At 69.5% G+C, this 23,191-nt stretch carries 22 protein-coding genes; 9 read left to right on the top strand and 13 right to left on the bottom strand.

All coding sequences use genetic code 11. From position 1 onward, the window contains the following. Positions 1–15 precede the first annotated feature (15 nt). Positions 16–1,353: a hydroxymethylglutaryl-CoA synthase gene (hmgB, locus tag LT965_RS02875; protein WP_232702512.1), complete on the top strand. Its 1,338-nt coding sequence runs from the start codon at positions 16–18 to the stop codon at positions 1,351–1,353. Positions 1,354–1,391: 38 nt separating this feature from the next. Here hmgB and LT965_RS02880 read toward each other — a convergent pair whose 3' ends face one another. Beyond that, positions 1,392–2,651: an iron-containing alcohol dehydrogenase family protein gene (locus LT965_RS02880; RefSeq protein ID WP_232702513.1), complete on the bottom strand. Its 1,260-nt coding sequence runs from the start codon at positions 2,649–2,651 to the stop codon at positions 1,392–1,394. A 121-nt stretch (positions 2,652–2,772) separates the two neighbouring features. Here LT965_RS02880 and LT965_RS02885 point away from each other — a divergent pair, with 121 nt between their 5' ends. Further along, positions 2,773–3,780: a DUF7351 domain-containing protein gene (locus tag LT965_RS02885; RefSeq protein WP_232702514.1), complete on the top strand. Its 1,008-nt coding sequence runs from the start codon at positions 2,773–2,775 to the stop codon at positions 3,778–3,780. Position 3,781: 1 nt separating this feature from the next. On the opposite strand, the gene LT965_RS02890 is transcribed toward LT965_RS02885, so the two are convergent. Beyond that, positions 3,782–4,489, bottom strand: a complete 708-nt coding sequence (locus LT965_RS02890; RefSeq protein WP_232702515.1) for a helix-turn-helix domain-containing protein — start codon at positions 4,487–4,489, stop codon at positions 3,782–3,784. 98 nt (positions 4,490–4,587) lie between these two features. Between LT965_RS02890 and LT965_RS02895 the strand changes: the two genes are divergently transcribed. The 3 genes from LT965_RS02895 (at position 4,588) to LT965_RS02905 (ending at position 6,293) form a co-directional block, all read left to right on the top strand. Beyond that, a complete protein-coding gene (locus LT965_RS02895) occupies positions 4,588–5,211 on the top strand; it encodes a metal-dependent hydrolase (RefSeq protein ID WP_232702516.1) in 624 nt (207 codons plus the stop codon). A 24-nt stretch (positions 5,212–5,235) separates the two neighbouring features. Next, complete coding sequence (locus tag LT965_RS02900; protein ID WP_232702517.1) at positions 5,236–5,730, top strand: GNAT family N-acetyltransferase; 495 nt, start codon at positions 5,236–5,238, stop codon at positions 5,728–5,730. Between the two features lie 101 nt (positions 5,731–5,831). Beyond that, entirely contained in the window at positions 5,832–6,293 is a 462-nt protein-coding gene (locus tag LT965_RS02905) for a hypothetical protein (RefSeq protein WP_232702518.1), read from the top strand. Between the two features lie 26 nt (positions 6,294–6,319). Here LT965_RS02905 and LT965_RS02910 read toward each other — a convergent pair whose 3' ends face one another. The 4 genes from LT965_RS02910 to LT965_RS02925 all read right to left on the bottom strand — a co-directional run bounded on the left by LT965_RS02910 (position 6,320) and on the right by LT965_RS02925 (position 10,772). Further along, on the bottom strand, positions 6,320–6,919 hold the full coding sequence (locus LT965_RS02910; protein ID WP_232702519.1) for a GNAT family N-acetyltransferase: 600 nt from the start codon (positions 6,917–6,919) through the stop codon (positions 6,320–6,322). A 143-nt stretch (positions 6,920–7,062) separates the two neighbouring features. Continuing rightward, entirely contained in the window at positions 7,063–7,635 is a 573-nt protein-coding gene (locus LT965_RS02915) for a DUF7978 family protein (protein ID WP_232702520.1), read from the bottom strand. A 54-nt stretch (positions 7,636–7,689) separates the two neighbouring features. After that, positions 7,690–9,897, bottom strand: coding sequence for a copper-translocating P-type ATPase (locus LT965_RS02920; RefSeq protein WP_349292049.1), 2,208 nt, complete (start codon positions 9,895–9,897; stop codon positions 7,690–7,692). A gap of 95 nt (positions 9,898–9,992) precedes the next feature. After that, a complete protein-coding gene (locus LT965_RS02925) occupies positions 9,993–10,772 on the bottom strand; it encodes a FixH family protein (protein WP_232702521.1) in 780 nt (259 codons plus the stop codon). A gap of 112 nt (positions 10,773–10,884) precedes the next feature. Between LT965_RS02925 and LT965_RS02930 the strand changes: the two genes are divergently transcribed. Beyond that, entirely contained in the window at positions 10,885–12,366 is a 1,482-nt protein-coding gene (locus LT965_RS02930) for a replication factor C large subunit (protein ID WP_232702522.1), read from the top strand. Here LT965_RS02930 and LT965_RS02935 read toward each other — a convergent pair. From LT965_RS02935 to LT965_RS02955, 5 genes are read right to left on the bottom strand one after another with little or no spacing between them, the layout of a single operon-like run. Then, positions 12,363–13,307: an amino acid ABC transporter permease gene (locus LT965_RS02935; RefSeq protein WP_232702523.1), complete on the bottom strand. Its 945-nt coding sequence runs from the start codon at positions 13,305–13,307 to the stop codon at positions 12,363–12,365. The two genes, LT965_RS02930 and LT965_RS02935, sit on opposite strands and share 4 nt — an antisense overlap. Then, positions 13,304–14,050, bottom strand: coding sequence for an amino acid ABC transporter ATP-binding protein (locus LT965_RS02940; protein ID WP_232702524.1), 747 nt, complete (start codon positions 14,048–14,050; stop codon positions 13,304–13,306). The genes LT965_RS02935 and LT965_RS02940 overlap by 4 nt, the downstream gene beginning before the upstream one ends. Positions 14,051–14,052: 2 nt before the next feature. Beyond that, positions 14,053–14,736 (bottom strand): amino acid ABC transporter permease, encoded by a 684-nt coding sequence (locus LT965_RS02945; protein ID WP_232702525.1) that lies wholly within the window; start codon positions 14,734–14,736, stop codon positions 14,053–14,055. Positions 14,737–14,741: 5 nt separating this feature from the next. Next, positions 14,742–15,533: a transporter substrate-binding domain-containing protein gene (locus LT965_RS02950; protein ID WP_232702526.1), complete on the bottom strand. Its 792-nt coding sequence runs from the start codon at positions 15,531–15,533 to the stop codon at positions 14,742–14,744. Positions 15,534–15,585: 52 nt separating this feature from the next. After that, positions 15,586–16,428: a COX15/CtaA family protein gene (locus LT965_RS02955; protein WP_232702527.1), complete on the bottom strand. Its 843-nt coding sequence runs from the start codon at positions 16,426–16,428 to the stop codon at positions 15,586–15,588. Positions 16,429–16,557: 129 nt separating this feature from the next. Between LT965_RS02955 and LT965_RS02960 the strand changes: the two genes are divergently transcribed. Together LT965_RS02960 and LT965_RS02965 are read left to right on the top strand one after the other, a co-directional pair. Then, the gene (locus tag LT965_RS02960) at positions 16,558–18,801 is read left to right on the top strand and encodes an NADP-dependent malic enzyme (protein WP_232702528.1); all 2,244 of its coding nucleotides are present in this window, start codon (positions 16,558–16,560) and stop codon (positions 18,799–18,801) included. A gap of 160 nt (positions 18,802–18,961) precedes the next feature. Then, positions 18,962–20,743, top strand: a complete 1,782-nt coding sequence (locus tag LT965_RS02965) for a sensor histidine kinase (protein ID WP_232702529.1) — start codon at positions 18,962–18,964, stop codon at positions 20,741–20,743. A 40-nt stretch (positions 20,744–20,783) separates the two neighbouring features. Here LT965_RS02965 and LT965_RS02970 read toward each other — a convergent pair whose 3' ends face one another. Then, on the bottom strand, positions 20,784–21,788 hold the full coding sequence (locus LT965_RS02970) for an Acg family FMN-binding oxidoreductase (RefSeq protein WP_232702530.1): 1,005 nt from the start codon (positions 21,786–21,788) through the stop codon (positions 20,784–20,786). Positions 21,789–21,984: 196 nt separating this feature from the next. Further along, positions 21,985–22,605: a ribonuclease H gene (locus LT965_RS02975; RefSeq protein ID WP_232702531.1), complete on the bottom strand. Its 621-nt coding sequence runs from the start codon at positions 22,603–22,605 to the stop codon at positions 21,985–21,987. A 79-nt stretch (positions 22,606–22,684) separates the two neighbouring features. Between LT965_RS02975 and LT965_RS02980 the strand changes: the two genes are divergently transcribed. Continuing rightward, positions 22,685–23,179 (top strand): CBS domain-containing protein, encoded by a 495-nt coding sequence (locus LT965_RS02980; RefSeq protein ID WP_232702532.1) that lies wholly within the window; start codon positions 22,685–22,687, stop codon positions 23,177–23,179. Positions 23,180–23,191: the final 12 nt, after the last annotated feature.

Below are 23,191 nucleotides of genomic sequence, written 5' to 3' on the forward strand. Positions count from 1 at the left end.
TGAGAAATCGAGAGTATGACCGCTGTCGGCATCGACGCTATCGAAGTTCGGACGGGGAGATTACAGCTCGACCTCGCGGAGACGTTCGCCCCGGAGAAGGGCGACGACCCCGAGAAGTACACGAAAGGCCTCGGTCTACACCGGTCCTCGTTCCCGGACGCCTACGAGGACATCGTCACGATGGGCGCGAACGCCGCGCACCGACTGATGGAGCGAAAGGGCCTCGAACCCGAGGACATCGGCCGCATCGACGTGGCGACGGAGTCGGCGTTCGACAACTCCAAGCCCGTCTCGACGTACGTCGCGGGCTGCCTCGAACAGGTGTACGACGGCGACTTCCACCACGCGAACAAGGGCGAACGGAAGTTCGCCTGCATCGCGGGCACCCAGAGCCTCGACGACGCCGTCAACTGGATCCTCGCGGGGCGGAATCGCGGCCGCGGCGCGCTCGTCATCGCCACCGACACCGCGCTGTACACCCGCGGCGACCCTGGCGAGGCGACGCAGGGCGCCGGCGCCGTCGCGATGTACATCACCGAGGACCCCGACGTCGTCACCCTCTCGACAGAGCAGGGGTACGGCTCCGCCGACGAGACTGACTTCCTGAAGCCGAACCAGCAGTTCCCCTCGGTCGACGGCAAGCGCTCCATCCAGGTGTACCTCTCCCGGATGCGCGAGGCGCTCACCGACTTCGAGAGCGTCGCCGGGTCGACCCACCCCGACGACTACGAGTACATCCCGTTCCACACGCCGTACCCGGGGATGGTGCGGAAGGCCGCGCTTCTGGGCTTCCGGCACATGATCCGGAACACCGAGATCGAGGACGAACTCGCGAGCGAGATCGGGCGACAGCCCCGCCGCGAGGACTTCGACTCCCGCGAGGAGTTCGACGACGCCATCCGCGACCACATGGACGACCTGAAGGAGACCGACGCCTACCGCGAGTGGTACGCCGACGCCATCGAGCCGACGCTGTCCATCTCCAGCCAGGTCGGTAACTGGTACACTGGCTCGGTCCACCTCGCCCGCCTGAGCGCGCTGAAGCACGCCGCCGAGAACGACGTCGACCTCGCAGGGAAGAAACTGCTCGTCGCCTCCTACGGCTCCGGCGCGCAGGCCGAGTTCCACGCCGAGACCGTCCAGGCCGGCTTCCGCGACGAGGTCGCGGCGTGCAACGTCGACGAGCAGATAGACGCCCGCTACGACCTCACCTTCGGAGAGTACGAGGACGTACACGACCGGCACAACCACGAGAAGAGCTCCGAGCTCGAACCGTTCACGCAGCCGGACGCCGAGTTCGTCTTCGACGGCTGGGGCCCGATGAACGAGCGCAAGTACACCTACGTCGAGTAGCGTAGTCCCCTATTCTCTGCGTCGAGCGTCCGCCGGCACTACCACGCAGCGTCGAGCACGTCCCGGAGTTCCTCGACCGTCGGGTCGAGTCCCGCTGGTGCGTTCCGCATGAACACGTCGTCTGCGACGTACGCGGCGACGTCGTGGAGTTCGTCGCGCTCGGGGTAGTCGTCGAGGTCGCGGATGCGTTCGGGGAGGCCGAGGCCGTCCCGGATCGCGGCGAGCCCTTCGACGGCGGCCTCCGCAACGGCGTCCGGGTCGTCCTGGGCGGCGCCGGGGGCGAGCGCCTCCGCGAGCAGGCCGCGACGACCGTCGACGTGCTCGAAGAGGTAGCGCAGCGCGTGCGGCGCGACGGCGGCGTGCGCGCGGCCCTGGTGGGCGTCGAAGCCGTGGGTGAGGCCGTGGCCGAACGCGTGGACGAGCGAGAGCGTCGAGCCGTCGGGCCGCGAGACGCCGTACTGCGCGAGGACGATGCCGAGGACCGCGCGCTCGACGTCCCGCGGGTCCGGGTCGTCGCTCCCGAGTGCGGGCAGCCCCTCGCGGCAGAGGCGGAGGCCGTGGACCGCGGTGGCGTCGGAGATGGGCGTGGCGTTCCGGGCGTACAGCGACTCGACGGCCTTGTCGAGACCGTTCATCGCCGACCCCACGAGCACTCCCTGTGGCGTGGTGTCGAAGAGATCGGGGTCATAGTGGAGTGCGTCTGGCATCAGTCTGGGGTCGGATACGCCGCCGCCAGCGTGCGACTCGACCGGGTCGGTGTCGGGCGCGACGGAGATGCCGGCGCCCTGCGAGAGGTCGGCGCCGGCGAGCGTGGTGGGGACGACGACGGCCGGAGGGAGGTCGCCCTCCGGGACGTCGATCGTCCCGCTCTCCGCGAGTTCCGTCGCTGCTTGCTCGAGCGTGCAGTCCCGGGCTACGAGGAAGCGCGCGACCTTCGTCACGTCGAGGCTGCTACCGGAGCCGACGGCGACAAAGGCGTCGGCGTCCGCCGCGTCCAGGGCCTCCGCGGCGGCGTGAGCCGTCGCGACGCGCTTCTCGGGCGTCGTCTCCGCGAACTCGCCGGCGAGCGCGTCGCCGAGGCCGTCCCGGACCGGGTCCATGACGGCCGGCGTCGAGCCGACCGTCTGGCCGGTGACGACGAGCGCGCGGGAGGCGCCCACGTCGCGCAGTTCCTCGGCGAGCGAGGCCACGCAGCCGCGGCCGAACCGGACGGTCCCCGGTTCGTACTCGAACCGGAATCCGTCCTCGCCGTACGTCCGCCCGTCGAAGCCGTCGAGGGAGCTGTGGAAGTCCACCATATCGTCTGCCAGTACCAGCGAGAGCCACAAAAGCACTCGCGAAACCCACCCTCGCACTCGGGCGATCCCGGTCGCGGGACCCCAAGAATCTACACGGTGGGCTCGCGAACGTAGCGCCGAGATGGCGGACGACAGCCACGAGCAGCCGACGACGTACGGCTCGCTCTCCCCCGAGGCGGCGCTCGGCCTCCTCGGCAACGACGTGCGCGCGGAGATCCTGTGGGCGCTCAGCGAGGCGCGCGGCGAGGACGGGCCGCCGGCGCTCTCCTTCTCGGAGCTCCGCGAGCGGGTCGCCGAGCGTCGCGAGGCCAGAGCGCGCGCGGCCCGCGACCCGGACCCGCCCGAGTCGCTCGACAGCAGCCAGTTCAACTACCACCTCCAGCAGCTCGTCGGCCACTTCGTCGAGCGTCGCGGCGAGGACGGTACGGCGGAGTCCCAGCTTGTCCCCGCGATGGCGGGCGACCACGGCGACGGCTACGCGCTCCGTCCGGAGGGGACGACGCTCACGCGGACGGTCCGCTCGATGACGTTCACGGACGAGGCGACCCGCGACTCTCTGGACGTCGGCCTCGACTGCTACTTCTGCGAGACGGCCGTCGAGACGGCCTACGGAAACGGCATCTGCAAGGTACAGTGTCCGGACTGTGAGTACCTCTACGACTACAACCTCACGCCCCCGGGTGTCGTCGCCGACAGCGACGCCAAGACGCTCTCCCGGGTCGCACGCTACAACCGCCACGTCCGGTTGGCGTTCGCCGACGGCGTCTGCCCGTACTGCGCGAGCGACGTCGGTCACTCGTTCAAGGACCCCGCGGAGACCGGCTACCCGGGACGCGACCGGCGGACGGTCCTGCTCCACCGCCAGTGCGGCCACTGCGGGAACATGGACAACCTCACGCTGGGGGAGTTCCTGCTGGGCGACCCCGAACTGGTGGCGTTCTGCCACGAGCACGGCGTCGACGTCCGTTCGACACCCATCTGGGACCTGGCGTTCGCGGCGACCGACCAATCCGTTACGGTGCGCTCGCGGGACCCGTGGGAACTCGCCCTCGAGGTTCGACTCGACGGCGACACGCTCGAACTCGTGGTGGACGACGAACTGTCGGTCGTCGAGCGGACTCGCACCTGAGTCAGGCGTGTTCGCGGAGAGCGGTGAGCATCTCCTCGAGGTCCATCTCCGTGACCGCCAGCGAGAAGCCGTCGCGCTGTGCGAGGTCTGGGGCGTGCTCCCAGAGGTCGTCGGGGGTGAGTCCGTGGAGGAGGACGGCGCTCGGCGTGGGGTTGGCGACGCGGAGCGCGACCAGCGGGCTCTCCCCGCGGGAGACGTTCGTGAACCCGAGCACGCGGCTCGTCGACTGGCCGTACAGGCGGTAGAAGCCGTCGCCGCTCAGCCGCGTGATGGCGTTGATGGAGTCGATGACGGTGTGGCCGGTGATGCGGTCGCGGTCCCCGGAGACGATCTCGGTGGCGTCGACGGTGTCGTAGAGGGCGGTGAGTTCGACTGATGCCGGGTACTCCCGGAGGTCGAGGACGACGTCGCTGTCGAAGCCCGCCGAGAGGACGCGGGCGTACTGGCGGATGTGCTCGCCGCTGCGGCGCTCGTCGATGTCCAGGAGCGCGTTGACGAGGCGGCTGACGAGCGCGATGCCGGGGCTCTCCCGGCGGCCGCTCTCGTAGTCGGAGACGACAGACGACGAAACGTCGAGTTCGTCGGCGAGGGCGGTCTGGGAGACGTCGAAGTCCGTGCGCCACTTCCGGAGGGTGGCGCCGGGGTCGTCGCTGAGCGTTATCTCGCCGGCGATGCGCTCCGCGAGGCCGGCACGCGGGTCGGCGTCCATACGCGGCAGTCGCCACCGCCCGGCCAAAAGTCTGCCGGAGCGGGTTCGACACCTGACGAACGACAAAGCCCATTGGGCGGTGGTACCGAGACGCAGGCATGCCATCGACGGTCGTCCACGTGGCGTTCGGCGCGCTCGTGGCGACGGCGTTCCTCCGGGAGTTCGACGCGAGGGCCCTCGCCGCGGTCTGTGCGTTCACCGCGCTCCCGGACCTCGATACGTTCCTCGGCGTGTGGATCCACGGCGGCCACCGCGCGCTCCTCCACACCGCTTTGCTCCCGCTGTTGCTCGGCGCAGTCGTCGTCTGGGATGGGCGCCGGGCCGACTCGTGGCTCCGCGACCGCTTCGGCGCCCGCGGGCACCACGTCGCGGGCGTCGGCGTCCTCGCGCTCACACTGGGTGGCATCGGTCCCGACCTGACGACCAACGGCGTGAACCTCTTCTACCCCCTCCACGACCAGTTCTACGCGTTCTCGGGGCGACTCGAACTCTCCAGCACGGAGGGTGTCGTCCAGACGTTCGTGGAACTCGGCGAAGACGGCGACACCGCCCGCGGCACCACGGAGACGGTCCACTACTGGACGGGCGTAGACGTCAAGCGCGGACCGGACCCCGAGGGTGCCGAGCGCGTCTTCCCCATCGTCTCCTCGGGGCTCCAGTTGCTCGTCGTGGTGGTCGCCGCCGCGGGCGTGTTCGGCCGGTTCCGCGAGGCGAACCGCTAACGCCCCCCGGGCCGAACGCGAACCATGGTCAGGCCGTACGCGGACGGGGACAGCGACGCGCTCTGGGAACTCAAACGCGGCTTCGAGACCGGACTCGGCGAGGGGACCGGCGGGCCGGAGAAGGCCGCGACGTACGAGGCGAAACTCGACGCCGACTACCGCGAGCAGTGGCTGGCGTGGGTCGACCGCTGCGTCGACGAGCAGGAGCGCTGCGTGCAGGTGGCTCCGTCGGGCGAGGGCGACGGCCTCGCGGGCTACGCCTTCGTCCTCCCGGAGTCGATGGCGTTCGTCTGGGACGCCGCCGTCCTGAACGAGATCTACGTCCGCCCCGAACACCGGGGGACCGGCGTCGCGGACGACCTGCTGGCGGCCGCACTGGCGTTCGCCCGCGACCAGGACCTCCCGCTCGACCGGATGGTCCTCGACGTCGACCGGAAGAACGAACGCGCACAGCGCTTCTACGAGCGGAACGGCTTCGAGCACTGGGGCGAGATGGTCGCGCGCGAGCTGTCAGAGTAGTCGCCGGGAGATAGTAGTGGCCGAATGATCTCGGGAGCATCTCGGAGTGCGGCAGTGGACCCTCCGGAGACACTTTTCGTACTGAACGCGAACTAGCACGCATGGTTCGCACCCCCCGGTCGTGGTTCCTCCGGGACACCGTCATCGCGACTGTGGTCCTCGCGGGACTGTACGGGCTCGCTGTGGGTGTGCAGTTCCAGCCCGTCCAGATTCCGGGCTACCTCCTCCTGGTGGGGTTCGGCGTGCTGGACCGCACGGTCGGCCCGTCGTCGGCCAGTCACCCCGTGCTGTTCGCGGCGTATCTCCTCGCGCTCGGATTCGTCGGTGCGACGGTCGCACACGTGCTCTCCACCAGAGTGACGCCACTTCGACGGCCCTGGTGGCGAGTCGGCGTCGCCGCCGCCCTCGCACTGGTGGGCGTCCTCTCGCTGGGGTTCGCAGTGGCGGTCCTCCTCGGAACGTCGCAGCTGGAACCCGTCCTCGTCACGGGGGCGGCCGGACTACTGCTGTTGGGTCTCGCCAGCTGGCTCTCCGGCCTGGTCGGGGTCCGTTCGGTCCAGTAGCACGGACGTCGGTGGCCAGCGCTCCATTACTCGCGGCCGTTCGCCGCCCGCCACTCCGCCTGGGAGACCGTGTACCGGACCTCGTCGACGGGGCCCTCTGGCGACTCGCCGTGGTGCCGGAGGAGTGCCTCGCGGCGGCCGCCGTTGGCGTCGACGTACTTCCGGATGGCGCGCTCGGAGTTCTCGTTGCCCGCGTGGTGGGTGACCGCGACCACGCCGAGGTCGAGGTCGTCGAACGCCAGTTCGAGGAGTGCGTCGGCGCGTTCGCCCGAGTAGCCCCGGCCCCAGAAACGCTTGCGCAGCCAGAGCCCGAGTGTCGCACAGTCCTGGTCCCACTGGCAGGTCAGGCCGCAGGTGCCGGCGAGTTCGCCCGCGCCGTCCTCGCCCTCCCGGGGGCGAATCGCGTACGTCGCAACCTCACCGTCGTCCCACCCCTCCTCGAAGAGCGCGAGCGTGTCCCGGGACACCTTCATCGAGTCGTGGGGGTTCCAGGAGAGATGCTCGGTCACTTCCTCGATGTGGTCGTTGCGGCGGGAGGCGGCGGCGTAGAGTTCGCGGACGGAGACGTTGTCGCGGCAGCAGCGCTGGAGGCGGAGGCGGTCCGTCGTGATGCTGTCGGGGAACACGTTTCCGGTGTTCCCGCCGGCGACCATAACAGTTGTCTCGGTGTGAGAGCGCCTCACTCGGCCGGTGGTGGAGAACGAACGTGCACAGCGCTTCTACGAATGCCACGGCTCGCGCACTGGGGCAAGATGGTCGTCCACGACTGCTAGCGCGTTACCGCGCCGAGCACGCCGCCGAGCGCGCCGAACACCGCCGGGTAGACGATGCCGGCGAGCAGCACGCCGAGCGCGTAGTCGACGTGGACGGAGCTGTCGCCGACCGAGTACCGGAAGGCCAGCAGGCCGACCACGGCGAGCACGACGTAGCCTGCGGCGACGCTGACGCCCGCGCGGGCGCCGGACTCGGCTGTGGACGCGTCGGCGTTGCGCGCGACCACGAACCCGGCCAGCAGTAACAGGACGACCGGGACGAGGTACAGCAGCATCGGCGCGTTTCCGTCCGCGATCAGGTTCTGGGTGGTGCGCCCGCTGCCGAGCGCTGGCGTCGTGAACGCGACGTTGTGCGCGTTGTAGTACAGCCAGCCGACGGCCTGCCAGACCGGGATGGGGTCGCCGCCCAGGAAGTCCACGATGGCGTTGTACGCCTGGAGGTTCTCCTCGACGGACCCCGACTGCCAGAGGTACGTGACGAGGTAGCCGACCACGTAAGCGACGGCGTCAGTTGCCGCGCCCGCTGCGATACTCGCTCGCTCCTGCGGTGTCGTCTCGCCCGATTCCATGCTCCGGCCTGCGCCGCCTGCCGGGAAGTCACTTCTGGCCGGCGGCCAGCCCCCTCAGTCGTCGGCCGACGTCGCGTCGGCGTCCCCCGACGACGCCGTCGGCACCCCCGGGAGCGCCGCCACGCCGAGGTCCGCACGGCGGAGGAACTGGGCGTTGACGGCGACGATGACGGTGCTGAGCGACATCAACAGCGCGCCGACGGCCGGCGACAACAGGACGCCGACCGGCGCGAGGACGCCCGCGGCGAGCGGGATCGCGAAGACGTTGTAGCCGGCCGCCCACACGAGGTTCTCCTGCATCTTCCGGTAGCTCGCGCGACTCAGTTTCACCAGCCGAACGACGTCCATCGGGTTGTTCTGGACGAGGACGATGTCCGCGGACTGCACCGCGACGTCCGTGCCGCTCCCGATGGCGATGCCGACGTCCGCTCGCGTGAGCGCCGGTGCGTCGTTGACGCCGTCGCCGACCATCGCCACCAGGCCGCCTCGCTCCTGTAGCTGGGTGATCTTCTCGTCCTTGTCCCCGGGGAGCACTTCGGCGAAGTACGTCTCGATGCCGAGTTCCGCGGCGACGGCGCGGGCGACGTCCTCGGAGTCCCCGGTCAACATCGCCACCTCGACGCCGAGTGCCTGGAGCGCGTCGACGGCCCGTCGGCTCTCCTCGCGGATCACGTCCGCGAGCGCGAACGCCGCGACGACGTCCTCGTCCCGGATCAGGTAGACGACCGTCTGGGCGTTCTCGCCGGCCCGCGTGGCGAACTCGGCGAGCGTCCGTGGCGGGTCGACGGCGAGTTCGTCGAGGAGGTTCGGGCCGCCGACGTAGATCCGCTCGCCGTCGACGGTCGCGCGAGCCCCCTTCCCCTTGAGGGCCTCGAACTCGCTGGCCGTCGGCGTGCGGACGCCGCGCTCGGTCGCCCCCTCCCGGATCGCTCGCGCGATCATGTGCTCGGAGTCGGCTTCGACGGCCGCGGCGAGCGCGAGCGCGTCCGCCTCGTCGGTACCGTCCGCGGTCGCCACGTCCACGAGGCCCTGTTCGCCCTCCGTGAGCGTCCCGGTCTTGTCGAAGACGACCGTGTCCAGCGAGCGCGCGCGCTCCATCGCGATGCGGTCGCGGACGAGCATCCCGTTTCGCGCCGCCATCGACGTGTTGATGGCGACGACGAGCGGCACCGCGAGCCCCAGCGCGTGCGGACAGGCGATGACGAGGACGGTGACGACGCGCTCGACGACGGTCGCGTCGAACTGCGTGGCGAGCGTCCACGCGACGGCGGTGACGACCGCGGCGGCGACGGCGACGTAGAACAGCCACCCCGCGGCGCGGTCGGCGAGCACCTGCGTCCTGGACTTGCTCCGCTGGGCCTCCTCGACGAGTCGCATGATGCCAGCCAGCGCGCTGTCCTCGCCGACCGCCGTGATGCGGACGCGGAGGCTCCCGTCGCCGTTGATGGTGCCGCCGACGACATCGTCGCCGGGCGCCTTCGACACCGGCCTCGACTCGCCGGTGATCATCGCCTCGGTGACGTCGGACTCGCCGTCCGCGACGACCCCGTCGGCGGGCACGCTCGCACCGGGGCGGACGAGCACGAGGTCGCCGGCGTCGAGGTCGCCGACCGGCACTTCCTCGGTCCCCTCGTCGGTGACGCGCTCGGCGGTGTCGGGGAGGAGCTTCGCGAGTTCGTCGAGCGCGCCCGACGCCCGGCGCACGCTGCGCATCTCGATCCAGTGGCCGAGCAGCATGATGACGACGAGCGTCACCAGCTCCCAGAAGAACCCCGTCAGCCCCTCGACGAAGACGCTGACGAGGCTGTAGACGAACGCGACCGAGATGGCCATCGAGATGAGCGTCATCATCCCCGGCTCGCGGGCGCGCACCTCCGGGACGGCCATCCGGAGGAACGGCACCCCACCGTACGCGAAGACGGCGACGGCGAAGACGGGGCCGACCCACTCGCTGCCGGGGAACGCGGGGGCCGAGAACCCGAGCAGCATCTGCAGCATCTCGCTGTACACGAGGACGGGAATCGACAGTACCAGGCAGACGAAGAAGCGGCGGCGGAACATTTGCTCGTGGCCTGTGTGCATGCCACCGTGGTCCCCGTGGCCGTCGTGGTCTCCGTGGCCCGCCCGAGACCCTCGACCGCCGTGGGCGGGGTGACTGGCACCCCCGGTCGTTCCCTCCGCCTCGAGCACGCGCTGCTCGGTACGCTCCGTCCGGTGGTGGGAGTGCTCGTCGTCGGTGGTGTGGTGGTCGTGGTCGTCCATCTGAGCCTCGGGAGTACTGTCTACGGCTGCCAGCCACATCGCTTCCGGGGGCGCGCTCGGGATACGTCGCGCCGACGTGGACCGCCCGGGCGACGCTACGCGTCGACGCGAACGTCGAACCGGGTCGTCACCAGGTTCCCCTCCGGCCGGGCCTGGAGGAACAGGCGGTACCGCCCGGGTGTGGGGAACCGCGCGGCGAACTCGATGCGCCCGCTGTCGGGGGCCGTCTCGACGGGGTGGACGTGGAGGTACGCGAGGTCGCCCTCGCGGAGCGCGACGAGGTGGCCGAGCGCGCCGAGGTACTCGCCGAGTTCCGGGACGGGGTCGCCGTCGCGTCGGACGTCGAACGACAGCCTGCTGCGGTCACCCGCTACGACCTCGTCCGAGCGCAGTTCGACCTCGTAGCCGTCCGCGGCCGCTCGGCGCGAGGAGTCGGGGCGTGCTTCGACGTCGCCCGGCCCCGACGCGAACAGGTCGAACCCGAGCGTCGTCGGGGTGCCGTCGACTACCACGTCGACGAACGCACGGTACACACCGGGGTCGGGGAGCACGAGGTTCCCGACGTGCCAGGTGCCGTCGGCCGCCAGTTCCGGGTGGCGGTGCTGGAAGCGAGTGAGGTCCCGGCGGACCACGACGAGGTGGCTGCGCTGCCCGTGTGCCGCCTCGAACTCCGTCAGGACTCCGCCGTCGTCGTCGACGACGCGGAACGTCCAGTCGGTGGCCGCCCCCGCTTCGAAGCGCGTCTCGGCGGGGTCGAAGCGGAGGCCACTCGTGGCGAGTGAGAGGCCGCCCGGCGCTGCGTGGCCGTGTGGTGCGTACCCGCGAGTCGTCCCGTTCCCGTTCGGGCCGTCGCCGTGGTTCGAGTGGTCCTCCATGGAGGTAGCTACACGCCGAACCCTCAACGAGTTTGTGTCGCTCGCTGTCCACCACGGTTCTCCCGGGGGGCGCTCCGCAACCACTAAACGCACCTCGCACCTTCCTCCGCTAATGACCGACTGGACGGAGAAGTACCGGCCGTCCTCGCTCTCGGAGGTGCGCGGGAACAACAAGGCCCGCGACGCCCTGCAGAAGTGGGCGGACACGTGGGAGGACCACGGGGAGGCGGTGATCCTCCACGGGAGCCCCGGTATCGGGAAGACGTCGGCCGCGCACGCGCTTGCGGCGGACAAGGGCTGGGACGTCGTGGAACTGAACGCCTCCGACCAGCGCACCGCGGACGTCGTCGAGCGGGTCGCCGGCGAGGCCGCGAAGTCCGGGACGCTGACGGCGGGGTCGGGCGGCCGCAAACTCGTGGTGATGGACGAGGCGGACAACCTCCACGGCAACGTCGACCGCGGCGGCTCGGCGGCCATCACGCGACTCGTCAAGGAGTCCACGCAGCCCATCGTTCTCATCGCCAACGAGTTCTACGACATGAGCAACGGGCTGCGGAATGCCTGTCGCGACATCGAGTTCCGGGACGTCTCGAAGCGCTCGATCGTCCCCGTACTCCGGGACATCTGCCGGCGCGAGGACGTCGAGTACGACGACGAGGCCCTGGAGGCCATCGCCGAGCAGAACTCCGGGGACCTCCGGTCGGCGGTCAACGACCTCCAGGCGCTCGCCGAGACCACCCGGAAGCTCACCGTCGACGACGTCGTGATGGGCGAGCGGGACCGCTCGGAGGGCGTCTTCGACTTCCTCGACACGCTTATCAAGACCCACGGCGCCCAGGACGCCCTCGAGGCGGCCTACGACGTCGACGAGACGCCGGACGACCTCATCAACTGGGTCGAGGACAACGTCCCGAAGGACTACTACGGCGAGGAACTGGCGGTCGCCTACGAGTTCCTCTCGAACGCGGACGTCTGGCTCGGCCGCGTGCGGGCGACCCAGAACTACTCCTACTGGCGGTACGCGACGGACAACATCGCGGGCGGCGTGGCAGCCGCCCGCCGCAACGACCACGGCGGGTGGACGCGCTACGGCCCGCCCTCCTACTGGCGGAAACTCGGCAGTTCGCGGGCGACCCGGGAGAAGCGGGACTACGTGGCGCGCCACATCGCGGACACCGCGGGCTGTAGCATGGCGACGGCGCGCAGCGAGGTGCTGCCGTTCCTCGCGGTGATGACCCACCACTGCAAGAACCGGGAGCTGACGGTGGCGATGACGGCGGCCTACGACCTCGAGGCGGAACACGTCTCGTTCGTCACGGGCTCGGGGAAGACGACGAACAAGGTCCAGTCCATCGTCGAGGACGCCGAGTCGCTCCGCGAGGAAGAGGCTGTCGAGCACTCCGGAGGCGCCTTCGAGGGCGCGACCCGCGACGCGGACGCGGCCGTCTTCGGCGGCGAGGAGGAGAGCGAAGCGGACGCGGACGACGACGAGGCGGACGTACTCGTCGAGGACGACGAGAGCGAGGCGACCGAGGACCAGGCGGAAGCGGCGGCGGCCGACGACGGACAGTCCGGACTCGACGAGTTCTTCTAGTCCCCGGACGTCCGGCCGCCCGCGGAGCCGCCCACCCCGGGGATGGCGACCTGCCTGCGCACCCACTCCATTGTCGTCGTCGCGGAGAGGACGAGCAGGATGTAGACGACGGCCGCCAGCATGAAGAGGTCGAGGAACCGGTAGTTCTGGTAGGCGGTGCTCTCGGCGATCTCGTACAGCTCGGTGACGGTGATGAACGACGCCAGCGAGGAGTACTTCACGAGGTAGACGAGTTCGTTCGTCCATGACGGGATCGCGTACCGGAGCGCCTGCGGCAGGACGACGTGGCGGATGCCACCGATCTGCGAGAGGCCGATGGAGCGCGCGGCGGTGAGCTGACCCGACGGTACGCTCTCGATGGCGCCCCGGATGTACTCGGCCTGGTAGGCCGCGCTGTTGATGGTGAAGCCGACGATGGCGACCCAGGCCGCCTGTGCGGGCACGATGCCCGAGCCGACGTACGGCACGCCGGCGAACCAGCGGGACAGCGGGAGCGCGTAGTACAGCACGAACAGCTGTGCGAGCAGTGGCGTGCCGCGGATGAGTTCGATGAACCCGAGCGCGACCCACCCGCTCACGCGGCCGTAGACGCGGGCGGCCGCCAGCGGCACCGCGATGAAGAGGCCGAAGACGATGCCCAGCACGGTGAGCACGACGGTGAGCCACGCGCCAGCGGCGAAGTCCGGGAGGTACGTCGCGGCGAACGAGATCGACCCGAGCAGGTTCGCCACCCACCCCACGGGGGTGCCCAGGATGCCGAGTCCGGCCGCTGTCTCGCGGAGGGCGGCGGCCGCGTCCGCGAAGGGAGCCGGCGGGACGAACGGCTCACCCCGCGCGAAGAAGACGCCGCCGAACCAGTCGTTCAGCAGGCGCAGCGAGAACCAGAACCAGAACACCGCGAGGATGGCGTCCCGTACGACCCGCTGGGTGTTCCGGCTCATTGCCCGCCGTGGAGCTCCGTGAGCCGACTGAGGAACGCCGCGGTGCGGTCGTTCTCGGGGTGTTCGAACAGCTGTTCCGGCGGCCCGTGCTCGACGAGCCGCCCGTCCTCGAGGAACATGATGTCGGTTGCGGCCTGCTGTGCGAACCCCATCTCGTGGGTGACGACGAGCATCGTCATCCCCTCCTCGGCGAGGTCACGCATCACGCTGAGGACGTCGCCGATGAGTTCGGGGTCGAGCGCCGACGTCGGTTCGTCGAACAGCATCAGTTTGGGGTCCATCGCGAGCGCGCGTGCGATGCCGACCCGCTGTTTCTGTCCGCCGGAGAGCTCGGCGGGGTAGGAGTTGGCCTGCTCGGCGAGCCCGACGCGCTCCAGTTCCTCGAGTGCGCGCTCGGCGGCCTCCTCCTTCGAGAAGTCGCGGACCCGGCGCAGCCCCAGCGAGACGTTCTTCTTCGCAGTGAGGTGCGCGAACAGGTTGAAGTCCTGGAACACCATCCCGACCTGCCGGCGGAGGTCGTTCTGGTCCATCGAGAAGATGGACTCACCGTCGAGGACGATGTCGCCGTCGTCGATGTCGGTGAGGCGGTTGATACAGCGGAGCATCGTGGACTTCCCGGAGCCGGACGGCCCGACGAGCACCTGTACGTCCTGGCGGTCCATGTCGAAGGAGATGCCGTTCAGGACCTGCTCGTCGCCGTAGCTCTGGTGGACGTCCTCGACGCGGAGTAGTTGGTCTGTCATGGTTAGTTACCTCCGGGGATGGCGACGCGCTCGTTGAGTGCTTCGATGCCGCGGTTGACCGAGAAGGTCAACACGAAGTAGATGAGCGACGCCGCGAGGAACACCTCGAGCGCTGCCGACGTCTGCAGCGAGAAGAGGTCGTAGCTCCGTTTCAGGAGTTCGGCGACGCCGATCGCGTACGCGATGCTGGTGTCCTTCAGCACGATGGTGAACTCGTTCTGGAAGCCGGGGACCGAGCGCCGCAGCGCCTGCGGCAGGACGACGTGCCGGATGGCGCCGAACTTCGAGAGACCGACGGAACGCGCGGCCTCCATCTGGCCGCCGCCGACGCTCTCGATGGCGCCCCGGAAGATCTGGCTTTGGTAGGCCGCCGACCGAACGCCCAGCGCCAGCGTCGCCGCGAGGAACGCCGGCGAGATGCCGACGGCGAAGTACGTCAGCGCGATGATGACGAGGATCGGGGTGCCGCGGATGGCGACCCCGAGTGGACGCACCACGCCCTTCGAGTACCGCCCGCCGTAGGCCTCGACGACGCCCGCCGGGAGGCCGAGGACGAACCCGAGCACGATGCTGAAGAACGTCAACAGGATGGCGAGCCTGGTGCCGTCGATGAAGAACTGCCGCTGGCGCCAGACGAACTCCCAGTCGCCGACCCCCGCCTGGAGGACGAGTTGCGTCGGGTCCATCGCCGTTACTCGCTAGCGAACCACTCCTCGGTGAGCTCGTCGTACGTGCCGTCCTCCTGGATCGCCGCGAGCCCGTCGTTGAGCGCGCTCTGGAGGTCGGAGGCACCCTCGCGGACGCCGAAGCCGTACTCTTCGCCCGTCTCGATGGTGAACGCGATGACGACGTCGCGATTCGAGACGAACGTCTCCGCCACCGGCGTGTCCACGATGACCGCGTCCGTGTTGCCGTTGGTGAGGTCCTCGACGGCGAGCACGTAGTTCTCGTAAGTGGTCGCCTGGGAGTTGCTGATGCTGCCGTCGTCGACGAGCGCCTGCATCTGCTCGGCGCCCGTGGTGCCCGACTGGGCCCCGATGGAGCGGTCGGCCAGGTCGTCGGTCGACCCCGGCTGGAAGTCGCCACCCTCGCGCACGAGGACCGCCTGGTTCGCGTCGTAGTACGGGTCCGTGAAGTCGATCGTCTGGTCGCGTTCGTCGTTGATGGTCATCGCGGCCGCGATGACGTCGATGCGGTCGTTGTCGAGTGCGGTGATGAGCTGCCCGAACTCGAGGTCCTCCCACTCGCCCAGTTCGTAGTCGGTCTGCTCGACGACGGCCGACAGCAGGTCGACGTCGAAGCCGACGAGGTCGCCACTCTCGTTGACGAACTCGAACGGCGGGAAGCCCGAGGCCGTCCCGGGGACGATGGTGTTCTCGCCACCGCCGCCACCGCCGGTGAGCTCCGAGCAGCCCGCTACCGACAGTGCGACTCCTGTTCCACCGACGCTCTTCAGGAACGTCCGCCTGTTGAGATCAGACATGATGTATCCGTATGACCGCCCGTGATTTAAAACCCCTCCAACGGACCTGGCGTTAGGAGTTCTCTACGCCGGCTCTACTCGGTGCGGTCGTGGGCTTCCCGTAGGTGGCTACGACGAACAGCGCGCCGACGCCAGCGGTGAGGGCGTAGTAGGTGAGCTGGACGGTCGCGGAGAACTGGACGATTCCCGTGCCGAGGAGCACCTGTACGGTGACGATGGCGGTCGCCAGCCCGGTGGCGAGCGCGGCCCGGTCGGCGCCGCGGCGGCGTGCCCACACGAAGCCGGCGACGGTGGCGGTGAACACGAGCAGTTCGGCGGAGTGGTGGAGCAACTGGACGCGGGTGCCGTACACCGCGAACAGCGTGTTCCGCGAGAAGGCGAGCTGGAGGGGGAGCAACGCGAGTCCGGCGAGCGCCGCGGTTCTGACGCGTCCGAGCCCGCCGCCCGTCAGCTCACGGATGCGCAGCGTCGTGTAGACGAGCGTGCCGAAGATGGCGAGGGCGGCGAGGTGGTGGACCGCCTGCGTGAGCGGCATGTACCCCCACGGGAGCAGGCCGCTGAACGTCACAGTTGTGCCGCCGAGCAGCACCTGCAGCGGCAGGAGGACGACGGCGAGCACGCCGCCGAGACGGACGTCGCGGGCCTCGAAGTTGCGCCACGCGACGGCGCCGGTGCCGAGGATGAAGAAGCCGACGACCATCGCGACGCCCCGGTGGAACTGCTCGATGAAGTCGTGGATCTGGAGGCCGATCGGGAGCAACTGCCCGTTGCACTGGGGCCACTGGAGCCCACAGGTCGCTCCGGACCCGGAGACGGCGGTGTACTCCCCGAGCAGGATGAGGACGAACGTGAGGCCGGTGGTCAGGGCCGCGAGGTGGTACGAGCGGCGAGCCATGTACCGAGCTTTCGGCTGTCGGTACGTAGGCGTGTCGTCTCGCGCGCAACCCCCGAGGTTCGACGTCCGACGAAATCGGCTTCGACGCGTTGGGACAGGCTTTTGCCCGATGCCGCGGCAGGACTGTACATGGGACTGGACGAAGACGCGCTGGACTACCACGCCAGCGACCCGCCAGGGAAACTCGAGATCGCGACGACGAAGCCGACGAACACGCAGCGAGACCTCTCGCTGGCGTACTCGCCGGGGGTGGCCGCGCCGTGTCTCGAGATCGCCGACAACCCCGAGGACGCGTTCAAGTACACCGCGAAGGGGAACCTCGTCGGCGTCGTGTCGAACGGCTCTGCAGTGCTCGGTCTCGGCGACATCGGCGCGCAGGCCTCCAAACCCGTCATGGAGGGGAAGGGCGTGCTGTTCAAGCGGTTCGCCGACATCGACGTCTTCGACATCGAACTCGACCAGCAGAGCGCCGACGACATCATCCGGTCGGTCGCGGCGATGGAACCGACGTTCGGTGGCATCAACCTCGAGGATATCAAGGCGCCGGAGTGCTTCGAGATCGAGGACCGCCTCCGCGAGGAGATGGACATCCCCGTGTTCCACGACGACCAGCACGGCACCGCCATCATCTCCGGGGCGGCGCTGTTGAACGCCGTCGAGATCTCCGGGAAGGACATCTCGGAGGTCGAGGTCGTCTTCTCTGGCGCCGGCGCCTCCGCCATCGCCAGCGCGCGCTTCTACGTCAGTCTCGGCGTCCAGCGCGAGAACATCACGATGTGTGACTCCTCGGGCATCATCACCGAGGACCGCGACGTCAACGAGTTCAAACGGGAGTTCGCCCAGTCGGGCGACGGCGGCGACCTCGCGGACGCCATGGACGGCGCGGACGTGTTCGTCGGCCTCTCGGTCGGTGGTATCGTCAGCGAGGAGATGGTGCAGTCGATGGCCAGCGACCCCATCGTGTTCGCGATGGCGAACCCGGACCCCGAGATCGACTACGAGACGGCGAAGAACGCCCGCGACGACACCGTCATCATGGCGACCGGGCGCTCGGACTACCCCAACCAGGTGAACAACGTCCTCGGCTTCCCGTTCATCTTCCGTGGCGCACTCGACGTGCGCGCCACCGACATCAACGAGAAGATGAAGGTCGCGTGCGCGGAGGCGCTCGCCGACCTCGCGAAACAGGACGTCCCCGACCAGGTCGTGAAGGCGTACGGCGACCAGCCCCTGCAGTTCGGCTCCGAGTACATCATCCCGAAACCACTGGACCCCCGCGTGCTGTTCGAGGTGGCGCCCGCCGTCGCGCGCGCCGCCCAGGAGTCCGGTGTCGCTCGCCGCGAACTCGACCTGGAGGACTACCGCGAGAAACTCGAGGCGCGCCTCGGGAAGTCCCGCGAGATGATGCGCATCGTTCTCAACAAGGCCAAGAGCGACCCGAAGCGCGTCGCGCTCGGCGAGGGTGACGACGAGAAGATGATCCGCGCGGCCTACCAGATGGCCGAGGAGGGCATCGCCGAACCGGTGCTCATCGGCGACCGCGACACCATCCACGGCATCGTCGAGGCGCTCGGTCTCCAGTTCGACCCCGAGATCGTCGACCCCGACGAGGGCGACCACGAGGAGTACGCCGAACAGCTGTACGAACTCCGCCAGCGCAAGGGAATCACGGAGAGCGAGGCCGAGTCGCTCGTGAAACGCGACCCGAACTACCTCGGGTCCACGATGGTGCGCGCCGGCGACGCCGACGCCTTCCTCACCGGGCTGATGCACCACTACCCGAGCGCGCTCCGCCCGCCGCTGCAGGTCGTCGGCACGGCACCCGACGCCGACTACGTCGCGGGCGTCTACATGCTGACGTTCAAGAACCGCGTCGTCTTCTGCGCCGACACCACCGTCAACCAGAACCCCGACGAGGAGGTGCTCGCGGAGGTCGCACAGCACGCGGCGGACCTCGCGCGCCGGTTCAACGTCGACCCGCGCGTCGCGATGCTGTCGTACTCGAACTTCGGGAGCGTCGACAACGAGGGCACCCAGAAGCCCCGGCACGCCGCCCGGATGCTCCGCGAGAACCCGGACGTCGACTTCCCGGTGGACGGCGAGATGCAGGCCGACACCGCCGTCGTCGAGGACATCCTCCAGGGGACCTACGAGTTCTCGGAGCTCGAGGACCCCGCGAACGTGCTCATCTTCCCGAACCTCGAAGCGGGGAACATCGGCTACAAACTCCTCCAGCGCCTCGGCGGCGCGGACGCCATCGGCCCGATGCTGGTCGGCATGGACAAGCCCGTCCACGTCCTCCAGCGGGGCGACGAGGTGAAGGACATCGTGAACCTGGCTGCCGTCGCCGTCGTGGACGCACAGGAAGAGTGACGTAGCCCGACTACGGTTCCGTTCTCCGGCCCCGTTCTCGGTGCAGCGGTCTTCCAGCACTCGCCACCGAGCGCTACGTTCCGGCCGTTCCTGCCGGACTTCCCCAGTGCGAACATTGACGTACCCCTCCGATAATTGTCGTCAGAGCAACGGGACCACCATGGCCTGGACCCCATCAATCTACGTCCTCCCCAACCTCCTCGCCGGCGTCGTCTCCGCGCTGGTCGTGGCGTTCGCCTGGGGCCACCGCCGGGAGCGGACGGGCGGTCCGTTCGTACTGCTCATGCTCGGGTTGGCCTGGTGGTCTATCGCCTACGGCATCGAACTCGGGTTCACGGATACGGCCGCCATCGTCCTGTGGGACAAGATCGCGTTCGTCGGGTCGGTCACTGTCCCCGCCGCCCTGTTCCTGCTCGGGGTAGAGTACGCGGGCTTCGACGACTGGTTCCCCGACTGGACCCCGGCACTGCTCGCCGTGGAACCGCTCGTCACGCTCGCGCTGGTCTGGACGTACCCCGAGAGCCCCCTCGTCTGGGAGTCAGTCACGGTCGACCAGACGGGCGCCGTCGCGCTCCCGGCGGTCGAGTTCGGCGTCTGGTACTGGGTGAACTACGCGTACTCCTACCTCCTCATCGGGGCGGGGCTGGCGATGATCGCCTCCGTCTTCGTGCGCGGCAGCCGCGTCTACCGCCGACAGTCCGCGCTGTTGATCCTCGGCGTCGTCGTCCCGCTCGGCGCGAACGTCCTCTACAACGTCTTCCCGGGCCTCAGCCCGTTCCCCGCGGTCGACCTGACGACGTTCGCGATGACGTCGACTGGCGTCCTCTACGGCCTCGCGCTGTTCAAGTTCAGGATGCTCGATTTCGCTCCGGTCGCCGGGAACATGCTGCTGGACGAGGTCGGGGACGGCTTCGTCGTCGTTGACGATACCGGCGACGTGCTGGAGGGCAACGAGGTGGGGACGAGCGTCCTCGGGCGCGGCCCGAGCCGCCTCCAGCGGCGGGCGGGGTCCCGTGGCGGAGTCGCCGACCTCGACGGCCAGGTGCTCTCCGTCCACGTCGACGACGTCGACCGGTCGTACGAACTCAGGACCGACTCGGTCACCGACTTCCGCGGCGAGCAGCTCGGGACGCTGCTCGTCTTCCGCGACATCACCGAACTCGAGGTGGTCAGGCGTCACGAACAGCGCCTCTCGGTGATGAACCGGATCGTCCGACACAACATCCGCAACGAGATGAACGTCGTGCAGGGGTACGCCGAACTCCTCGCCGAATCGCTGTCGGGGGCCGACCGGGAGTACGCTGAGCTGATCGCCCGGAAGGCGACGCGGATGATCTCCGTCGGGGAGAAGGCCCACCACATCGGCGTCGACCTCGACCCCTCCCCGGAGCGCGAGGTGGTCGACGTGGTGCCGGTCGTCGAGTCGAGCGTCGAGGACGCGCGGGCCGATTACCCGGCCGCGGCGTTCTCCGTGCGCGGGGCCGCGGCCGGGAGAGCGAGGGTGACCGGGCGGAAGAGCGTCGCGACGGCGGTCAGCTACCTCCTCGAGAACGCCGTGGAGCACAACGACACGGCCGAACCGACGGTGACGGTGGCAGTGGACAGTGATGAGACCGCCGTAGAGATCACAGTCAGGGACGACGGCCCGGGTATCCCGGCTGGCGAACGGACCGTGATCGCGTCCGGGAGCGAGACCCCGCTCGAACACGGGAGCGGACTGGGGCTCTGGATCGTCTACTGGCTGGTCTCCCGCTCGAACGGGACGGTCTCCTTCGACGAGAACGAGCCCCGCGGGAGCGCCGTGACGATCCGGCTGCCCGCCGCTAACGCCGACGGCGACGCCGAGTTCCGGGACGAGGACGCCCACGGCGGCCCCTCCACTCGGGTGCGGACCGACGACCGACCCGCCGAGCACCAGTCCCCCGACGTCCAGGGAGTGTGACGGGACGGCGCCGGACTGAGAACCGACGGCCCCCGCCGTCTCAGTCGTCGTCCGCGAGCACCGCTTCGACGGGCCAGCGCGGCGTGTGGTCGGTGGCCTCGTCAGCGTAGCCGACGCGGAACAGGTGCTGGGGATGCTCGTCGGCGATTCCGAGCGCGTCGGCGAGGCGCTCCCGGGTCGACTCGCGTTCGAGTGTCTGGCTCATCGGGTGGACGGCGACGCCGGCGGCGGTCGCGGCGAGGGCGATACGCTCGAACGCGCGGCCGGTGTCGACGTGGGCAGAGTGGTCGTCGTCGGGCGTCGCGAGGACGAGGACGGCGGGCGCGGACCCGATGAGTTTCGAGTTCTTCCGGGCCTCGCGGCCGCCGAGGTCGAGGTGGGTGACGGCGAGCTGGCCGACCCGGGCGGCGAGCCATGACGCGCCGAGCGCGCCGGTCCCCACCCAGTGGCCGAGTTCGCGGCGGTACTCGGGGTCGTCCATCAGCGCGCGGTCGGCCTCCGCCTGGAGTTCGCCGACCGCCCGCTTGTCGTCGGCGGCGACGACGTGGAGGCTCCCGGCGTAGTCGCCAGCGGCGTCCCGGAGGCGGTCGAGCGTGGCGTCGTCGAGGGGCCGGTCGTCGAAGGGTGCGTGGCTGGTCGAGCGCTCCGTGAGCGCGGCGAACGTCGGCGTCCGGTCGACGGGTCCGGAGTCGCGGTCGCCGAGGTGGACGGTCGCAGTGAGGGCGTCGCGGTCCGTCTCGTACGCTACGCGGGGGTCGAAACCGAACGCGTCGGCGGCGACGACGAGGTTCTCGACGGCACACCCGAGGCTGACGTACAGTTCGCGGTGGGACTGGTCGGCCACCCGGAGCCAGCGCGACTCGTCGGGTTCGACGGTCACGGCGTCCCCGTCGACGTCCAGCCGCCACGGCTGGGAGTTGTGGCTGGACGGCGCGAGCACGGCGTAGCGGAGCAGGAACCGCGCCTGCTCTGCGACCGTGGCGTCCGCCGGGAACTCGTTCGGGTCGACCCGCCAGACGTCGGTTGTCAGGTCCTCGGGGCCCATACGACATGTACGGTAGCCACCACGAAAAACGGGTGGCCGGCCACCACCGACCACCCCCGATTCGCGCCGCGTTTGCCGTGAACGCGGCGCCGAGGACGAACGCCGATCCGACGACCGCGTTCCGGTCGCGCATAGCCGGCTACTGGCGTCGGTTCACGGGGAGGTTTGCTTTCGGTCGAGAAGGGGCAGCGACTGCTCAGTCGCTGGCGTGTCTGTCCGCCCGGGACGGCGGCGGAATCTGGGGGTCGGGCTCCGGCACCTCCGGGAGCAGGCAGCGCGCCGGTTCCTGGTTGACGTGGGCGTACTGGCCGGGTTCGTTGGCGAGGACGTGGGCCGGATTGCGCTTGCTGTCGACCTGGGCGGCCCGGAGTTCCTCGAAGCCGACGACGCGGGCGCGGATGCCCCGCCAGTGGTGCTCCGCGGACGCCGGGACGGAGAACTCCTTGAGTGGGCGATAGTCCCGCGTGCGCGAGGCGAGCATCGCGGCGTTCACGTTGCCCGCGAGGTTGTTGTGGTCGACGAGGACGCCGACACTCGCGTTCGCCGGCGCGCGGTGGGCGAGCGTGTCGAGGCCGAGGTGGAGCGCGCGGTACTCGGCGACGTTGTTGTTCGGCGCCTCGTCGGGTACCGAGAGGCGTGCTACCCGCTCGCCGTCTCGTGCCTCGATGATGACGCCCAGGCCGCTCCCGTCGCTCGCGTAGGAGCCGTCGGTGGCGACGTAGAAGTCCCGGCGATGGGAGCGCGGCGGGTGGGCGATGTGCGGCGTCGGAGAGTCGTCGAACAGGTCGCGGAGATTTGACCGGCCCACGATGGCCATACTACTCGTTTTCCGCGCCACCACTTAAGCAGTGCGCCGAAACCGAAACGATACGTGGCGTGCCCGTGACTCTCCACGTATGCAGGCACGCGACCTGATGACGGCCGACGTCGAGACCGTCCACGAGGACGAGGAGGTCAGCGAGGTCCTCCGGAAGCTCGCTCGCCGGGACTTCACGGGCTTCCCCGTGGTGGACGACGAGGACCGCCTCGTCGGCGTCGTCACCCAGCGGGACATGGTGGAGCTGTTCCAGCCGAAAGACCGCACCGTCTGGATCCCTATCGGCCTCCCGCCGTTCCTCGAGTCCCTGGAGTACGGTTTCGACCTCTCGTGGGACGAACTGGAGTCCGAACTCGACCTCGCGCGCCACGCCGGCAAGCCCGTCCGGAAGATCATGACGACGGACGTGCTCACCGTCGAACCCGACGCGAGCCTGGACGACGTGCTCGCCATCCTCGCCTCCGACGAGCGTGACGTGAACCGCGTCCCGGTCGTCGAGGGCGACGTGCTCGTCGGCCTCGTCACGCGCGAGGACGTGCTACGCGCACTCCACGCCGAGCGCAGCGGAGCGTGACTCTCGGTCGCC

Source organism: Halobacterium wangiae (genome assembly GCF_021249345.1).
Lineage (GTDB): Archaea > Halobacteriota > Halobacteria > Halobacteriales > Halobacteriaceae > Halobacterium > Halobacterium wangiae.

What these genes read in the sequence shown, in the direction of transcription:
- LT965_RS02980 (WP_232702532.1), top strand. Translation starts at nt 22,685, where the DNA reads ATGCAGGCACGCGACCTGATGACGGCCGACGTCGAGACCGTCCACGAG.
- LT965_RS02955 (WP_232702527.1), bottom strand. Translation starts at nt 16,428, where the DNA reads ATGGCTCGCCGCTCGTACCACCTCGCGGCCCTGACCACCGGCCTCACG.
- LT965_RS02940 (WP_232702524.1), bottom strand. Translation starts at nt 14,050, where the DNA reads ATGACAGACCAACTACTCCGCGTCGAGGACGTCCACCAGAGCTACGGC.
- LT965_RS02880 (WP_232702513.1), bottom strand. Translation starts at nt 2,651, where the DNA reads ATGGTGGACTTCCACAGCTCCCTCGACGGCTTCGACGGGCGGACGTAC.
- LT965_RS02925 (WP_232702521.1), bottom strand. Translation starts at nt 10,772, where the DNA reads ATGGAGGACCACTCGAACCACGGCGACGGCCCGAACGGGAACGGGACG.
- LT965_RS02885 (WP_232702514.1), top strand. Translation starts at nt 2,773, where the DNA reads ATGGCGGACGACAGCCACGAGCAGCCGACGACGTACGGCTCGCTCTCC.
- LT965_RS02970 (WP_232702530.1), bottom strand. Translation starts at nt 21,788, where the DNA reads ATGGGCCCCGAGGACCTGACAACCGACGTCTGGCGGGTCGACCCGAAC.
- LT965_RS02900 (WP_232702517.1), top strand. Translation starts at nt 5,236, where the DNA reads ATGGTCAGGCCGTACGCGGACGGGGACAGCGACGCGCTCTGGGAACTC.
- LT965_RS02960 (WP_232702528.1), top strand. Translation starts at nt 16,558, where the DNA reads ATGGGACTGGACGAAGACGCGCTGGACTACCACGCCAGCGACCCGCCA.
- LT965_RS02920 (WP_349292049.1), bottom strand. Translation starts at nt 9,897, where the DNA reads ATGGACGACCACGACCACCACACCACCGACGACGAGCACTCCCACCAC.
- LT965_RS02935 (WP_232702523.1), bottom strand. Translation starts at nt 13,307, where the DNA reads ATGAGCCGGAACACCCAGCGGGTCGTACGGGACGCCATCCTCGCGGTG.
- LT965_RS02975 (WP_232702531.1), bottom strand. Translation starts at nt 22,605, where the DNA reads ATGGCCATCGTGGGCCGGTCAAATCTCCGCGACCTGTTCGACGACTCT.
- LT965_RS02965 (WP_232702529.1), top strand. Translation starts at nt 18,962, where the DNA reads ATGGCCTGGACCCCATCAATCTACGTCCTCCCCAACCTCCTCGCCGGC.
- hmgB (WP_232702512.1), top strand. Translation starts at nt 16, where the DNA reads ATGACCGCTGTCGGCATCGACGCTATCGAAGTTCGGACGGGGAGATTA.
- LT965_RS02905 (WP_232702518.1), top strand. Translation starts at nt 5,832, where the DNA reads ATGGTTCGCACCCCCCGGTCGTGGTTCCTCCGGGACACCGTCATCGCG.
- LT965_RS02950 (WP_232702526.1), bottom strand. Translation starts at nt 15,533, where the DNA reads ATGTCTGATCTCAACAGGCGGACGTTCCTGAAGAGCGTCGGTGGAACA.
- LT965_RS02895 (WP_232702516.1), top strand. Translation starts at nt 4,588, where the DNA reads ATGCCATCGACGGTCGTCCACGTGGCGTTCGGCGCGCTCGTGGCGACG.
- LT965_RS02930 (WP_232702522.1), top strand. Translation starts at nt 10,885, where the DNA reads ATGACCGACTGGACGGAGAAGTACCGGCCGTCCTCGCTCTCGGAGGTG.
- LT965_RS02915 (WP_232702520.1), bottom strand. Translation starts at nt 7,635, where the DNA reads ATGGAATCGGGCGAGACGACACCGCAGGAGCGAGCGAGTATCGCAGCG.
- LT965_RS02890 (WP_232702515.1), bottom strand. Translation starts at nt 4,489, where the DNA reads ATGGACGCCGACCCGCGTGCCGGCCTCGCGGAGCGCATCGCCGGCGAG.
- LT965_RS02945 (WP_232702525.1), bottom strand. Translation starts at nt 14,736, where the DNA reads ATGGACCCGACGCAACTCGTCCTCCAGGCGGGGGTCGGCGACTGGGAG.